The 16,737-nt window shown below is 33.3% G+C and carries 13 protein-coding genes; 2 read left to right on the top strand and 11 right to left on the bottom strand.

Going from position 1 to position 16,737, the window contains the following annotated elements:
* Positions 1-61: 61 nt before the first annotated feature.
* The 9 genes from ACQY63_RS09250 to ACQY63_RS09210 all read right to left on the bottom strand — a co-directional run bounded on the left by ACQY63_RS09250 (position 62) and on the right by ACQY63_RS09210 (position 9,514).
* Positions 62-1,363, bottom strand: coding sequence for a leucine-rich repeat protein (locus ACQY63_RS09250; protein ID WP_428245091.1), 1,302 nt, complete (start codon positions 1,361-1,363; stop codon positions 62-64).
* A gap of 141 nt (positions 1,364-1,504) precedes the next feature.
* Complete coding sequence (locus ACQY63_RS09245; protein ID WP_428245090.1) at positions 1,505-2,776, bottom strand: leucine-rich repeat domain-containing protein; 1,272 nt, start codon at positions 2,774-2,776, stop codon at positions 1,505-1,507.
* A 167-nt stretch (positions 2,777-2,943) separates the two neighbouring features.
* The gene (locus ACQY63_RS09240) at positions 2,944-4,239 is read right to left on the bottom strand and encodes a leucine-rich repeat protein (RefSeq protein ID WP_428245089.1); all 1,296 of its coding nucleotides are present in this window, start codon (positions 4,237-4,239) and stop codon (positions 2,944-2,946) included.
* A 379-nt stretch (positions 4,240-4,618) separates the two neighbouring features.
* Positions 4,619-5,965: a glucose-6-phosphate isomerase gene (locus ACQY63_RS09235; protein ID WP_290989588.1), complete on the bottom strand. Its 1,347-nt coding sequence runs from the start codon at positions 5,963-5,965 to the stop codon at positions 4,619-4,621.
* A gap of 124 nt (positions 5,966-6,089) precedes the next feature.
* Positions 6,090-6,803 carry a hypothetical protein gene (locus tag ACQY63_RS09230; protein WP_296966018.1) on the bottom strand — a complete coding sequence of 238 codons (714 nt, stop codon included), beginning with the start codon at positions 6,801-6,803 and terminating at the stop codon, positions 6,090-6,092.
* A gap of 91 nt (positions 6,804-6,894) precedes the next feature.
* Positions 6,895-7,587 carry a 5'-methylthioadenosine/adenosylhomocysteine nucleosidase gene (locus tag ACQY63_RS09225; RefSeq protein ID WP_428245088.1) on the bottom strand — a complete coding sequence of 231 codons (693 nt, stop codon included), beginning with the start codon at positions 7,585-7,587 and terminating at the stop codon, positions 6,895-6,897.
* 83 nt (positions 7,588-7,670) lie between these two features.
* Positions 7,671-7,919, bottom strand: a complete 249-nt coding sequence (locus ACQY63_RS09220; protein ID WP_022165129.1) for a TIGR03905 family TSCPD domain-containing protein — start codon at positions 7,917-7,919, stop codon at positions 7,671-7,673.
* A gap of 42 nt (positions 7,920-7,961) precedes the next feature.
* The gene (locus ACQY63_RS09215) at positions 7,962-8,705 is read right to left on the bottom strand and encodes an ABC transporter ATP-binding protein (protein WP_022165130.1); all 744 of its coding nucleotides are present in this window, start codon (positions 8,703-8,705) and stop codon (positions 7,962-7,964) included.
* Between the two features lie 8 nt (positions 8,706-8,713).
* Positions 8,714-9,514: an ABC transporter permease gene (locus ACQY63_RS09210; RefSeq protein WP_022165131.1), complete on the bottom strand. Its 801-nt coding sequence runs from the start codon at positions 9,512-9,514 to the stop codon at positions 8,714-8,716.
* Positions 9,515-9,695: 181 nt separating this feature from the next.
* On the opposite strand from ACQY63_RS09210, the gene ACQY63_RS09205 reads away from it, so the two are divergent.
* Both ACQY63_RS09205 and ACQY63_RS09200 read left to right on the top strand, forming a co-directional pair.
* Positions 9,696-12,158, top strand: coding sequence for a CDP-glycerol glycerophosphotransferase family protein (locus ACQY63_RS09205; RefSeq protein WP_428245087.1), 2,463 nt, complete (start codon positions 9,696-9,698; stop codon positions 12,156-12,158).
* Positions 12,159-12,263: 105 nt separating this feature from the next.
* Positions 12,264-13,946, top strand: coding sequence for a CDP-glycerol glycerophosphotransferase family protein (locus tag ACQY63_RS09200; RefSeq protein WP_428245086.1), 1,683 nt, complete (start codon positions 12,264-12,266; stop codon positions 13,944-13,946).
* A 146-nt stretch (positions 13,947-14,092) separates the two neighbouring features.
* On the opposite strand, the gene ACQY63_RS09195 is transcribed toward ACQY63_RS09200, so the two are convergent.
* The gene (locus ACQY63_RS09195; RefSeq protein WP_428245085.1) at positions 14,093-16,288 is read right to left on the bottom strand and encodes a CDP-glycerol:glycerophosphate glycerophosphotransferase; all 2,196 of its coding nucleotides are present in this window, start codon (positions 16,286-16,288) and stop codon (positions 14,093-14,095) included.
* 9 nt (positions 16,289-16,297) lie between these two features.
* Entirely contained in the window at positions 16,298-16,714 is a 417-nt protein-coding gene (gene tagD / locus ACQY63_RS09190) for a glycerol-3-phosphate cytidylyltransferase (protein ID WP_117999977.1), read from the bottom strand.
* Positions 16,715-16,737 lie beyond the last annotated feature (23 nt).

Below are 16,737 nucleotides of genomic sequence, written 5' to 3'. Positions count from 1 at the left end.
AACAAAGCCCTCAGAAATTAATTTTACATAATTTCCAAGGGCTTTGCATTATTTTATTATTTTATTTTGTTAAAACAATCTTTTCGCTCCACTTACCATAAGACTTTTTGTTTTTCTTTACAATCTTGTATGGTCTTACTGAAATATAAGCAGGCTTTCCTTCAATCTTTGATGTATAGTTATCTATATCATAGCTGAAGCTAACGTTGTATTTTTTCTTGAACACCTTAGGGGCTTTAACCTTAATGCTTGTTTTTGTTGTAAAATACTTATATGTCTTGCCACCTTTCTTAATCTGAACCTGATAGCCCTTGGCACCTGTTAATTTTGCAAACTTAGCATTAATTTTATTCTTTTTGAAAGTTGCACTTGTCATTACTGTTTTTGCACTCTTTAATGACTTTGTAGAAGTCAATATTACTTTCTGGTCAAATGCCTTTGGACCCATTGCTACACTGCTCTTTAATGTAACTTTCTCTAAAAATATTGTTTCCTTAAATGCGCATCTGCCAATCTTCTTTAACTTTGAGTTTGTAGTTAATTTTAATACGTGTGATTCTGCAAATGCATATGGTTCAATAGTTGTTACATTCTTGCCTAATTTTACTACTGAAATTACCTGATTATAAAAAGCTGCTGATTTAATTGTTACTGCAGTATCAGGAATTGTTACTGTGTAGCTATCTGGATTTGCCATGCGGTAGTAAACTGTTTTACCGTCAGATGATACTAAACACTCATTTGCGATTCTGACTCTGTTATTATCCTTAGCAATTGTAACTGTTGGGTCATCTGCTTTTGCTAATGCAAGACCTAATGTTTCGGCACTTCCTTTTAACTGAACTTCCTGTACTTCACTACCTAATGCCCCATACTGGAAATTATTCATATCTCCTTCTACTACAACTTTTCCTACACCATTAAAAGCATCTGTCTCAACTGTTCTAACTGTTTTTGGAATTGTAATTGATTTTAAATCTTTAAATGCGTTACCCTTAATTGTTGTTACTGTATCTGATATTTCAGCACTGCCAACGCCATTGAATTTTGCAAAAGCGTCTTCACCAATTACTGTAATTCCATTTCCTATTACAATTTTGTCAACAGTGCCTAAATGTGAATACTTAGTGCCATTCCACATAGCACCTGTTCCACTAATCGTTAATGTTCGAGTTGCTTCATCGTAGCTATAAATGGCATTGTCACCACAACGCCCTTCAATTTTCTGACTAGGTGCTGTAGTTGTAACTTCCACTGCCTTTACTACTCCTGTTGTTAATTCTAATGGCATTACTGTTGGAACTGCTAATGTTAATGCCAAAGTTGTTGCTGTTAATACTGATAAAAATTTTGATTTTCTCATCTTAATCTCCTCCTGTTTTCTCTTTGATTTATTTTGTTTGATATATATATAGATCGAAGGCTTTTCAAAAAATATTGCATCAGCTTTATTTTTTTTTCATAGACCCGATTACAAAGCCCTCAGAAATTAATTTTACATAATTTACAAGGGTTTTGTTAAAACAATCTTTTCGCTCCACTTACCATAAGACTTTTTATTTTTCTTTACAATCTTGTATGGTCTTACTGAAATATAAGCTGGCTTTCCTTCAATCTTTGATGTATAGTTATCTATATCCTTTGATGTATAGTCATATATATCATAGAAGAAACTAACATTGTATTTTTTCTTGAACACCTTAGGGGCTTTAACCTTAATGCTTGTTTTTGTTGTAAAATACTTATATGTCTTGCCACCTTTCTTAATCTGAACCTGATAGCCCTTGGCACCTGTTAATTTTGCAAACTTAGCATTAATTTTATTCTTTTTGAAAGTTGCACTTGTCATTACTGTTTTTGCACTCTTTAATGACTTTGTAGAAGTCAATATTACTTTCTGGTCAAATGCCTTTGGACCCATTGCTACACTGCTCTTTAATGTAACTTTCTTTAACTTTGTTCCCATAAATGCGCATCTGCCAATCTTCTTTAACTTTGAGTTTGTAGTTAATTTTGATACGTATGATTCTGTAAATGCATATGGTTCAATAGTTTTTACATTCTTGCCTAATTTTACTTCTTCAATTCCCTGATTATAAAAAGCTGCTGATTTAATTGTTACTGCAGTATCAGGAATTGTTACTGTGTAGCTATCTGAAATGTGGTAGTAAACTGTTTTACCGTCAGATGATACTAAACACCCATTTGCGATTCTGCATCTGTTATTATCCTTAGTAATTGTAACTGATAAACGATCTCTGTCATTTACCAATGCTAATGCAAGACCTAATGTTTCGGCACTTCCTTTTAACTGAACTTCCTGTACTTCATAACCTAATGCCCCATACTGGAAATTATTCATATCTCCTTCTACTACAACTTTTCCTACACTACCAAAAGCCTCTGTCCCAACTGTTCTAACTGTATCTGATATTTCAGCGCTGCCAACGAATTCGAATTGTGTAAAAGCGCCTGTACTAATTACTGTAATTCCTTTTCCTATTACAATTTTGTCAACATTGCCTAAATTTGAATACTTAGTGCCCTTCCACAGAGCACCTGTTCCACTAATCGTTAATGTTCGAGTTGCTTTATCGTAGCTATAAATGGCATTGTCACCACAACGCCCTTCAATTTTCTGACTAGGTGCTGTAGTTGTAACTTCCACTGCCTTTACTACTCCTGTTGTTAATTCTAATGGCATTACTGTTGGAACTGCTAATGTTAATGCCAAAGTTGTTGCTGTTAATACTGATAAAAATTTTGATTTTCTCATCTTAATCTCCTCCTGTTTTCTCTTTGATTTATTTTGTTTGATATATATAGAACGAAGGCTTTTCAAAAAATATTGCATCAGCTTTAATTTTTTTCATAGACCCTATAACAAAGCCCTCAGAAATTAATTTTACATAATTTCCAAGGGCTTTGCATTATTTTATTATTTTATTTTGTTAAAACAATCTTTTCGCTCCACTTACCATAAGACTTTTTATTTTTCTTTACAATCTTGTATGGTCTTACTGAAATATAAGCAGGCTTTCCTTCAATCTTTGATGTATAGTTATCTATATCATAGCTGAAGCTAACGTTGTATTTTTTCTTGAACACCTTAGGGGCTTTAACCTTAATGCTTGTTTTTGTTGTAAAATACTTATATGTCTTGCCACCTTTCTTAATCTGAACCTGATAGCCCTTGGCACCTGTTAATTTTGCAAACTTAGCATTAATTTTATTCTTTTTGAAAGTTGCACTTGTCATTACTGTTTTTGCACTCTTTAATGACTTTGTAGAAGTCAATATTACTTTCTGGTCAAATGCCTTTGGACTCATTGCCACACTGCTCTTTAATGTAACTTTCTTTAAATCTGTTCCCTTAAATGCGCATCTGCCAATCTTCTTTAACTTTGAGTTTGTAGTTAATTTTGATACTGGGTTTTCTGCAAATGCATATGGTTCAATAGTTGTTACATTCTTGCCTAATTTTACTTCTGAAATTCCCTGATTATAAAAAGCTGCTGATTTAATTGTTACTGCAGTATCAGGAATTGTTACTTTGTTGCTATCTGAAATGTGGTAGTAAACTGTTTTACCGTCAGATGATACTAAACACCCATTTGCGATTCTGACTCTGTTATTATCCTTAGTAATTGTAACTGATAAATATTCTCTTTTTACTTTTGCTAATGCAAGACCTAATGTCTCGGCACTTCCTTTTAACTGAACATAGTCTGCTTCATTACCTAATGCCCCATACTGGAAATTATTCATATCTCCTTCTACTACAACTTTTCCTACACTATAAAAAGCATCTGTCTCAACTGTTCTAACTGTTTTTGGAATTGTAATTGAATCTAAATAGTGAAATGCGTTACTCTTAATTGTTGTTACTGTATCTGATATTTCAGCGCTGCCAACGATAAATGGTGAAAAAGCGTCTTCACCAATTACTGTAATTCCTTTTCCTATTACAATTTTGTCAACATTGCCTAAACGTGAATAATTAGTGCCATTCCACATAGCACCTGTTCCACTAATCGTTAATGTTCGAGTTGCTTCATCGTAGCTATAAATGGCATTGTCACCACAACGCCCTTCAATTTTCTGACTAGGTGCTGTAGTTGTAACTTCCACTGCCTTTACTACTCCTGTTGTTAATTCTAATGGCATTACTGTTGGAACTGCTAATGTTAATGCCAAAGTTGTTGCTGTTAATACTGATAAAAATTTTGATTTTCTCATCTTAATCTCCTCCTGTTGTTAATTCTAATGGCATTACTGTTGGAACTGCTAATGTTAATGCCAAAGTTGTTGCTGTTAATACTGATAAAAATTTTGATTTTCTCATCTTAATCTCCTCCTGTTTTCTCTTTGATTTATTTTGTTTGATATATATATAACGAAGGCTTTTCAAAAAATATTGCATCAATTTTAATTTTTTTTCATAGGGATTTTTTTTATAAAAAAAAGAACCCGATTACAAAGGCGTCTCTTCCTTCATAATCAAGTCCTTTTTATTATTTAGAAATATATGTGTCGAAGTCTATATTGAGTGGTATTCTCCGGGTGACTTCTTCCCATATTTATTTTTGTTAAAATCTTTGAACCATTAAATTTATGATTACAATCTTGATTTTAATTCTGCTGTTAAATCTTCATAACCAGGTTTTCCAAGAAGTGCAAACATGTTCTTCTTGTAGCTTTCAACACCTGGCTGGTTAAATGGATTTACACCAAGGATATAACCACTTACACCACATGCAAATTCGTACATGTATAATAGCTCTCCAAGATAGAATTCGTTCTGTTCCGGAATGTTTACAATAAGGTTTGGAACATTACCGTCTGTATGAGCAAGAATTGTACCGTTCATGGCACTCTTGTTTACGAAATCCATATCTTTTCCTGCTAAGTAGTTAAGTCCGTCAAGGTCTTCAGGATCTTCATCAATAACTACTGATACTTTTGACTTTTCAACATTTAAAACTGTCTCAAACATAATTCTTGAACCGTCCTGAATGAACTGTCCCATTGAGTGAAGATCTGTTGTCAAGTCAACTGCTGCTGGGAAAATACCTCTCTGGTCTTTTCCTTCGCTTTCGCCAAATAACTGTTTCCACCATTCACCAAAGTAATGTAAACTTGGTTCATAGTTTGCAGTAATTTCTACTGCCTTACCCTTTCTAAGAAGGATATTTCTGATTGCTGCATATTTCATTGCATCATTATCTTCAAAAGCATTTTCTAATGCAGCCTTTCTTCCACTTGCTGCACCTTCCATAAGCTTGTCAATATCTGCTCCACTTACTGCGATTGGAAGAAGTCCAACTGCTGTAAGAACTGAGAAACGTCCACCTACATCATCAGGAACTACGAAGCTTTCATAACCTTCTGCTGTTGCAAGTCCTTTAAGGGCTCCCTTTGCCTTATCTGTTGTAGCGTAAATTCTCTTTGCTGCTTCTTCTTTTCCATATTTCTTTTCAAGCATTTCCTTAAATACTCTAAAAGCAATTGCAGGTTCTGTTGTTGTACCTGATTTTGAAATAATGTTTACTGAGAAATCTCTATCTCCAATTACATCGATTAATCCCTGTAAGTATGCCGGGCTAATGCTGTTTCCTGCGTAGTAGATTTCAGGTGTCTTTCTAATTTCCTTTGATACATTGTTGTAGAAACCATGTCTTAAGAAATCAATAGCTGCTCTGGCACCTAAGTATGAACCACCAATACCAATAACAACAAGAACTTCTGAATCTCCCTGAATCTTCTTTGCTGCCTTCTTAATTCTGTCAAATTCATCCTTATCATAGTCAACCGGTAAATCAATCCATCCTAAAAAGTCATTACCTGCCCCTGTTTTTTCAACTAAAACTTTCTTTGCATCTTCTGCGATTTTCTTCATGCTTGTTACTTCATCTTCTGAAATAAATGAAGTAGCTTTAGAATAATCAAATGTTACTTTAGACATATTTTTTTCCTCCGTTTAAACTTAAAACAAAACTCAACCTTTATTATACTTTTTTGAAACGATTTTTTCAACCCTGTATTTTATGGTATTTTTCACTAAAAAGTCCCCTATTTTTTATGTTTTTTTACCTAAGAAACTCTCCAATAACCTGGTCTAAAACTTCCTCTTCTCTTGCCTGCTCTTCTTTTTCAGACGTTTTCTGAGAGTAGGCAATATCAGGTTTAATATTTTCATTTTCAGGTATTTCATTAGCCACTTTGTTTTCAATCGTTTGACTCTGGTTAAATCGTCTGCCATTGCCTTCCTCCAAAGCCTCAGCCAAAACATATGTTAATTCCATTTTTCTATCACTGCAGGCAAGTGTCCTATTAACCATTTCCAAACTAATTGCCACAAAACTGCCTATAATCAAATATTGAACCCATGTAATTTCATTAGGACGTTCTAAGTACACCTCATAAGATACAATTGAATACACTGCCATAATAATTAGCGTACAATAGTTAATTATATTATTTACCCTGTTTACGGAAATATACATTATTCTGCATCTGTTCAAACTCTTTTGCACAAATCCTATAGGATTTTCCATGTTGTGATTTACCTGTCTTAAACTATCATATTTAGTTTTAATCTGTCTTAAAGTTGCGTTGTTGGTTTTGTTTATATTGCCTGCCTTTCTTATAAGCTTATTGTAATTATGTAAAACAAGCCATTTTGTGACAACTCCTAACGCAAAAAAACTCCCTACAATAAGTAGAAAGTTTTCCTGATTTACTATCTTTGGTATTGTTGTTTCAGCCCAGTTTTCCAACTGACTTATGTAATAGTCAAACATTTATTTTCCCCCTTACTGAAAATTAATTTCTTTTCAGTAAATGGTAGCACAAACTTAACCTTGTTGCACTAAAAATCGTTCGACATATTTTCTAATAATTTTTAATAATTTTGTACATTAATTCAATTGAATTTTCTGCGGCTTTTTTCTCAAATGTTGGATAATCCATTTCTGCACCGCCATCTGCTTTGTCTGAAATAGCTCTTATTACCAAAAATGGAATGTTGTTTAAGTATGCTGCATGGGCAATTGATGCCCCTTCCATTTCCGCACAGTCGCCGCCAAACTGGTCACGGAGATATTTTTTCTTTTCTGCAGTTCCGATAAACTGGTCACCTGAAACTACCTTCCCTTCAAATATTTTCACATCCAATTCAGCTTCTTTTGCAGATTTCTTGGCAACTTCCATAAGTCTCTTGTCAGCTTTAAACACTGAAGTTTCCATGTCAGGAATTATGCTTTTTTCATATCCAAGTGGTGTAACGTCCATATCATGTTCTAAGGCTTCAGTTGAAATTACAATATCACAAATATTAATATCATTATTAAGGGAACCTGCCACACCTGTGTTAATTACCCCATCAACCCGAAAATCATCTACTAATATCTGTGTGCAGATTGCTGCATTTACTTTTCCAATACCGCTTTTTACAACTACAACGTCTTTTCCAAAAATGTTACCCATGCAGAATTCCATTCCTGCCTTCTTTGTTACTTCCAAATTATTAATGGCTGACTTTAAAGTTGCCACCTCCACTTCCATTGCTCCAATTATACCAAGCATGTTTATCCTCCTAAAATTCTTTCATTTAAAGCTAACAAAACCGTTGTCATATTGTTTTCTGACAACGGTTCTATTAAATTAATTTATTTCTGCTGTTCTAAATACTGTTCTAATGCCTGTGCAAGCTGGTCCGGACATGAAGTTCCTCTACCGTTACAGTCAATACCTTTAAGTCTTTTAATAACTTCGTGAATATCCATTCCTTCAACTAACTTTGCCACGCCCTGTGTGTTTCCGTGACAACCCATAACAAACTGCACGTCTTTTACCTTGTCACCGTCAACGTCAAACTTAATAAGTCTTGAACATGTTCCTCTTGTTGTATATTCCATTACCTTGTCCTCCTTTTTCTAAGAATTACATACGACAATGTTTTAGTCATTTAACTTGCTCTGGTAAATTGCTGACACTTCATCAATATCACCTTTGGCAATTAACTGACCATGATCTAATAATATAGCTTTATTGCATAAACGTTCAACCTGCTGCAAACTATGTGATACAAAAAGCACCGTTACTCCATGATCAAACATCCCCTGCATTTTCTTTTCACATTTCTTTCTAAACTTAGCATCACCTACAGATAATACTTCATCTAAGATTAAAATTTCCGGTTCAACTACTGTGGCAATTGAGAAACCTAATCTTGCTTTCATACCTGAAGAATAATTCTTAATAGGTACATCAATAAATTCACCAAGTTCAGAGAACTCTAAAATTTCATCATATTTTTCTTCCAAGAAACTTCTTGAAAATCCTAACACTGAACCATAAAGGAAAATGTTTTCTCTTCCTGTGTAGTTAGGATCAAAGCCTGCTCCAAGTTCAATCATTGGAGCAATATGACCGTTTCTTGTAACCTTACCTGTTGTAGGTTTGTAAACTCCTGCAATAACTTTAAGAAGTGTAGACTTGCCTGCTCCGTTAAGACCAAGAATTCCAAGTCTGTCACCTTTTTGAAGTTCAAAATTAATATTTTTAAGAGCCCAAAATTCGTTAAAACGAATTGTCTCACCTTTTATTTTCTTTATAAGTAATTCTTTTAAATTATCTACTTTTTCTTTACTTAAGTTAAAACGAATACTTATATCTTCAACTTTAAGTGCCGGTTTTTCCATAGTTCCTCCTAAATATGCAAGATGAACTTATCTTGATTCTTCTTGAACATTACAATTCCAATTACTAATGCTACCAAACTAAATCCAAGTGAGTAAAGCATCATTGTTAAGTTTGATAGACCATAACTCATGCTTGTGAAAAGTGAACCGCCTTCCATAACTACACATCTTACATTACTGATAATGCAGTATAATGGATTAAACTGAAGTACAGTTTTTACCTTTTCAACTTTGTCTACATAATAGAATATTGCTGAGCAATACATAATAAGCATTACTATAACTTCCCATAAGTATTCCAAATCTCTAAAGAATACACATACAGTTGATAATATAAGTCCAACTGCCACACAGAAAATAAATAATATTCCCAGTGGTATAAACACTTCAATAATATGCCATGACATTGGAACTCTATAGAATATAGCCAATATTGCAAGTATTATTAATGATAATAAGAATAAAATAAAGTTATATATAATTGTTGATAATGGGTATAAATATTTTGGTACATATACCTTCTTTATCATAGCCTGATTTGCTCTAATGGATCTCATTGCCACCTTACTTGTACTTGAGAAGCAACTGTAAATCAATCTACCGCATAAAATATATACCGGGTAGTAAGGATGACTGTTTCCTAACAGTTCACCAAATACAAATGCTAATACCATTGTTGTAAGTAATGGTTCCAACAGCGTCCACACTAAACCTAAATATGATCTTCTATATTTGAGCTTAATACCTTTATATACTAATTCTTTTAAAAGGTATCTATATCTCATAAATCCTTGAATATACTTCTTCATATTACCTCCATCTTTTCTTAGTAATACTCGCAATAATTATATATTATTCTTTTGTAATGTCAACAAATAGCCACATTTTTTTATTATAACAAAAAAGTTATTAAATGTGAAATTTATAGTATTTCTTTTTTATTTGTACTATAATATAAGGAATACTAGATTCAAAAGAACGGAGATTTTTATGGGATTTTTAGGCAAAGTCAAAAGAAAAGCCGGCAATTTCAAAGAAACTGCAAGGCGTTCCAAATATGCTAAATACTACAAAAACCTTTTAATTGAAGATAAGGTTATTTTATATGATTCTTATTTTGGACGAGGCATGATTTGTAACCCCTTTGGCATTTTTCTTGAGTTACTTAATAATGACGATTTCAAGGATTATACCCACGTTTGGGTTATTGAAGATAAATATGGAAACGAACCTGTTATGGAGCAGTTTGCAGAAAACAAAAATGTATTTGTTATCGGCAGACACAGCGATGACCATCTTCGCTATTTAGCTTCAGCAAAATATATTATAACTAACGTTTCCTTACCCTTTTATTATTGTAAGAAGCCGGACCAAATATACATTAACACATGGCATGGAACTCCTATTAAGAGTTTAGGTTTTGATATGCCAGACGCACCGGTTACAATTTCTAATGTCCTTAGGAACTTTCTTTCTTCGGACTATATGATTTCAGCCAATCCTTTTTTAACATCTGTATTTCTTGAGAAATACAAATTACAGGGATTATACGAAGGAACAATTATAGAAGAAGGCTATCCTAGAAACGACAGGCTTTTTAATACTGATAGAAAAGCTCTATTATCACTTCTTGGAAAATACGGCTTAGATATTGATTCAAAAAAAGAGATTATTTTATATGCTCCAACCTGGAAAGGCAACGACTATAATCACCCACAGGTTGATGTTAATGAATACATTGATTTTAAGCGGTCACTGGAGTCCTTAATTGACACTGATAAATATCAGGTTCTACTTAAGCCTCATCAGGTAGTTTATAAGGAGCTTAAGAAATCCGGCAGAATAAGCGATTCGCTTATACCTGCTTTTGTAGATACAAATGAACTTTTGTCAATTACAGATGTTTTGATTTCAGATTATTCAAGTATTTTCTACGATTTTCTTGCAACTGGAAAACCTGTTGTTTTCTACATTCCTGATTTGAAAGAATACAAGAATTATCGTGGTTTATACCTTGCTCCGGAACAACTTCCGGGACCTTGTTTAACAAACATTGATGAAATTGGAAAAGTTATTAACAATTTAGATTTTTATATTAACAAATATCAAATTAAATATAATGAAGCAAAAGCTTTTGGTTGTCCAATGGATGACGGCAATGTGGCAAAACGTATTGTAGATGTTGTTTTTTATGGCAGAACATCTGATGCTAACGGCAGGGACTATAATTTAATTAAATGTAGTAACCATAAGAAAAAGCTTTTATTCTTCGGTGGCGGTTTACGAATGAACGGTATTTCCACTGCCCTTAGAACAATGCTTGATTATATTGACTATGACAAATATGACGTAACTGTTTACGCAGGGAATTTGAAATTTCCTGACAGTAAAGAAATGATTTGTTCATTTAATAAAAATCCTAGAATTTTTGCTAGAGTTTCTTACACACCTTCAACGTTTGGCGAAATGATTCGCAATGATTTTCTAAGAGTCTTTGGTTTTTGTAATGGTCTTATGAAAAAGATCTATCCAAAGGCAATGTATGACAGGGAATTTGTAAGATGCTTTGGTACATGTCATTTTGACACTGTTATTGATTATTCAGGTTATGGTAGTTTCTATTCCATACTTCTTTTAAGTGCTACAGGTGCAAAGAAGTTAATTTGGCAGCACAATGACCTGCTTACTGAGAAGAACAAAGTTGTAAACAACAAGAAACCACACAGTCGTGAACTTCGTGTTGTTTTTTCAACTTATCAGTTTTATGACAAAATCGTTGGTTGTTCAGAAGCCACAATGGAAGTAAACCTTGAAAAAATCGGTTACAAGAATTTGAAGAGAAAATGTACTTATGTTAGAAACGCAGCTAATTTTGACAGGGTACTAAAAGGAGCCAAGGAATCATATAATGAAGAGACTGCTATAAATGCAGGCTTACCGGAGCTTCTTAATAAAGATTTAATTTCTTTTGTTAATATGGGCAGATTATCACCTGAGAAAAATCAGGAAGCTTTAATTAAAGGTTTTGCCAAAGTTAACAAAGAGAATCCTGACACAAGACTTTACATTATAGGTGACGGTCCATTAATGGAACACCTTAAATCTTTAATCAAGTCTTTAGGTTTAAAGGGGAAGGTTATTATGACCGGTAATATGGAGAATCCTTTTATGTTAATGAAAGAATGCAGTTGTTTTGTCCTACCTTCATTACACGAAGGACAACCTGTTTCATTATTAGAAGCAAGATTACTTGGTCTGCCAATTATAATGTCTGACTTTAGCTCTGCTAAATCTTCTTTATTTGAAAACGGACAACTTTTAATTGGTAATAGCGAAGAGGAAATTTATAAAGGTTTAACTACTTTTATTAACGGTCAGGTTCCTACTTGCGATTTTAATTACAAAGATTATAATAAAACTACAATAGAACAGTTTGAGGAAATTATCGGGTAGTTTACGATGACCTGTCACGTAACCCCCATATATAATTAATATAACATTTAACTATTTACTTATTTCAAAGAAAGGACAAGTATTTTACTTGATTATGGTGCAAGTATGGAGAAATATTCAGCCACTATAAAAAATGGGTTTAAATACACTCTGAAGCGAAACATAAAGAAATATACTCAAAACATAAAGATGCCTGAAAAAGATTTAGGTAAAAAACAATACTACTCATTTTTGTCTATACCGGTTCGTGAGCATCATATATTTTACGAAGCTTTCTCAGGACTTGGTGTTCTTGATAATCCTCGTGCCATTTTTCTACAGTTATTGAAAGATCCTGCATTTGAGGATATGATTCATATTTGGTCCATTTCAGATATGGATATGGCAAAAGACAACATTAAGGAATTTGAAGATTTACCAAATGTTCGTTTTGTTAAGCGTGAATCTGAAGATTATTACCGTTATCTTGCCAGCAGCAAGTATCTTGTATCAAATTCAACTTTTGGGTACTTTTTTGTGAAACGCCCTGAGCAAACATACATTAACACCTGGCATGGCGTTCCAACCAAATACATGGGTTACGAACATACTGTTGAACGTGTTGAAAATGCCAGAGGACCTGCAAGGAACTTCTTAGATGCTGACTATCTTATTTCAGCCAACAAATTTATGACAGAAGTTATGTACAAGCGTGCCTACAAGCTTGACGGTCTGTATGAGGGCACTACTTTGGAAATTGGTTATCCAAGAAGTGATTTACTTATAAACGCAGATATTAAGAAGGTAAAACAAAAACTTGAAGACATTGGTATCAAGACTGACAAGAAAATTATTTTGTATGCACCAACCTGGAAAGGTAATCTTTACAATCAACTTGAATATGATGTTGAAGAGTTTAAGAATACTGTTAAGAAGTTTTCAGAAAACATTGACCAAAGCAAATATAGAATTTATTTAAGAGTTCATTATTTCTTATACAAAATTTTAGCTGAGGATTCTGAATTAAAGGATATTTTAATACCTTTTACAATTGATACTAATGAGCTACTTTCAGTTGTGGATATTTTAATTTCCGACTACTCAAGCATCTTCTTCGACTTCCTGATTACAGGTCGACCAATTGTTTTCTACGTTCCTGACTTAAAGGAATACGAAAGTGGTAGAGGGCTTTATGTACCGGTTAATACTTTGCCGGGAATTGTATCCTCTAATTTAGATGAAGTTGCTTCCTCACTGGATGCAATTTGCAAGAATAGAAAAGAATATTGCGATTTCTACAAACCACAGCTAGATGAAATGAATCGTTGGTGTACTTACAATGATGATGGATTGTCTACTCAGAGACTTATTAACATTATCTTTAAAGACTACACCTATCTATCATCAAGAAATCAGGATATTATCAAAACTTTTGATGAAGGGAAGAAAAAAGTTCTTATATGTGTTAATTCAAAACAAAAGAGCAATGCCTTTTGGGCTGAATTTTATCAGAAGCTTAAGAAATACGATTTTAAAACTACAGACGTAACTGTACTTGTTACTTCTTTTAAAGATTTAGAATCTAAAAAATATTTTAACAATCTTCCTGATGAAGTAAGAGTTTTAGTTTGGTTTGCATTACCATTTGTCATTGAGGCGTCTAAAACTTTCTATGACAGAGAAGCGCTTAGAGCTTTTGGTGATGTACACTTTGATGAAGTTTTAGTTGAAGGTGACATTAATGAATATTTTGCAGACTTTGCAAACAACCTAAATGGCTTATACGAAAAGGAGCCACAGCAGGACTAAATAATAATTACAAAAAAACGGTCAGTATGGATTTTACCAAATACTGACCGTTTTTTACAGCACCATAAATAATGTGCCGGCTGTTATTAATATTGAGCCAATGGCTGATTTGTAAGTAAAGACCTCATAAGAATGAGGCCTTTTTATTATGATTCTTTAAAAATCTTATTTACAACTCTTTCTGTAGCATGACCGTCATCTATGCAACAGAATCTATTGTAAAATTCTTCATATCTGTCTTTATATTTTTCCTGAATTTGGTCAATGTTCTTTATGGCATCTACTACTTCATCATTTGTTAGAAGCATTGGGCCCGGAAGATCATCTTCCATGGATAAATAGAAACCATGTAAAACATCTCTATATCTTTCAAGATCGTAAGTATAATAAAGAACCGGTCTCTTTAAGTTAGCAAAGTCAAAGAATACTGATGAATAGTCTGTTATTAAAATATCTGTTATTAAATACAAATCCGTAACATCATCATAAGCACTTCCATTAACTGCAAACTCACCGTATTTTGACATATCTAAAGCTTCAACAACTAAATAATGTAATCTAAGCAATAACACATATTCGTCACCGAATTCTTTTTCTAATCTGTTTACATCTAAATCCAAGTCAAACTTAAACTGTCCAATTTCATAGTAATTATCATCACGCCATGTTGGAGCGTACATAATTACTTTCTTGTCGGCAGGAATTCCTAATTTTTCCTTTATCTTTCTAGCACGTTCTTCTCTGTCAGGTGCATATAAAGGATCATTTGCAGGATATCCGTATTCAAGAATTTTTTCTTTTGGATACATAAAGCAACTTTGGAATTTTTCAGTTGAAAACGGATTGTCTGATAAAAGATAATCCCAGTTTTCTTTCTGTCTGTAAAACTTGTCCTTGTAATTTGATACGCCACCTACAACATCGTTTAAGTCAAAAGCCAGTCTCTTAAGTGGTGTTCCATGCCATGTTTCCAAAAGCACTGTATCTTCCCTTTTTGGAACACTAAGTGGCTGTTTCATATTTAGAATCCAATATTTACTTCTATTCATATAATAGAAATATCTAAGACCTGATCTTCTAACTGTTTTATGTTTTCCCGGTATCTTCAAGCCTCTCTTATCCACAGACCACACATAAGTGTATTTATCTCCAAAATGTTCCTGCATGTATTCGTAAATATATTTAGGCTGTCCGGAATAATTTCTTCCCATAAAACTTTCAAAAATTACATAGTTTTCTTTCATTGGCATTTTGTTAAAAATATGCAATGCAAAAGCTTTATTTCTAGCCCATTTATTTTTGAACATTCTCTTTAACTTCTTCTTTGCCAGATATCTGTTGCCTGTTTTTTTAACCTTTGCCAAATCGCCCTTTGCCATTGCCTTTATTACAGGCTTTTCAAGAAAATAAAAATATCTTCTTTTTAAATTCTTCTTATCCATCTGGCTACATCTCTTGTAGAATTCCTGGAAGTATTCATTTTCCCAGCACTCTTCTTCCTCTGTATTCCAACGGAGTTTTTTAATTAAGTATAATGTGACGAACTTAGCTTCAATAAGATCAAAATGTCCCTGAATTTCAGGATGTCCCTCAGCTACCTTCTTTGCATTGTCAATTGCCATAAAATAATAAGGCATTGACTCTACCTTAGGTGTCTGTTCGATTGCCGGATTATTATATCTGTCATTATGATGTCTCTTTACATAAATTGCATTTACGTTACTTTTGATTTTCTTTGTTGTACACAAAATCTCTGTAAGCACTCTAACATCTGCGAAACAATACTGTTCTTCATTAAACCTAATGTTATTGTCTGTAAATAATGACTTTCTATATAATGCACCAAGAACTGTTAATCTTTCCAGTCTTCTAAAATGAGTAAGTCTTGACTCAATGGGATTATCAAAATCATATTTTTCAAGATTTTCCTCTTCCTTTTCAATATCACGCTTTTCCTCAAATGTAACTGTTCCCTGATATGTTCCCTGAACACGACCATAAGCCATATCTGTATCTTCATCCATTACATCTAATAATTTCTTGATTCCATCATCGTAAATGTAGTCGTCATTATCAAGAAAATAAATATATTCTCCATGTGCCTTATCCATGCCCAAATTTCTGGCTGCGGATACGCCGGTTTTGCCTTCCAAATAGAATATTTTTAAATTAATTTTGTCCTTGTATTCGTCAATGACCTGCTGGAATTCATCTTTGTCATCCTGTAAATCATCTACAACAAGCACTGTTTCATAATCCTTAAATTCCTGTTCTGAAATGCTTTTGAAGCAGTCTTTTAAATACAATAGCCACTTTCTGTGGGTTACAATTATACTTACCATTTCCATCTCCTACTTATCGCCCTTAGCAGTCATGTCTTTTTTGTTAAGGTCTTCTTTTATCTGTGTAGTTGAAATACCTTCTGTTCTTGGTAAATAAACTACTTCGCAATAATCTTTAAGGAAATCAAATTTGCCTTCCCAATCGCTACCCATTACAAAAGTATCAATCTTGTAGTCCTGTACGTCTGAAATCTTCTGATCCCAGTTATTTTCAGGGATAACTAAATCTACATATCTGATAGCTTCAAGTACCTGCTTTCTCTGCTCATAAGTAAAGTAACATTTCTTTTGCTTTGAGTTCCAGTTAAATTCATCTGTTGAAAGCACTACTACCAAATAGTCTCCCATTTCCTTTGCTCTTCTTAAAATATTAATATGTCCATAATGAAGCATATCAAATGTTCCATATGTTATAACTCGTTTCACGTATTCTTCCTCCATTTCTGCAT

It is taken from the genome of Eubacterium sp. Marseille-QA0814 (assembly GCF_965119675.1).
GTDB lineage: Bacteria > Bacillota > Clostridia > Lachnospirales > Lachnospiraceae > Eubacterium_G.
Note: the sequence above shows the minus strand (reverse complement) of the source record. Positions and strands in the feature narration are given on the sequence as shown.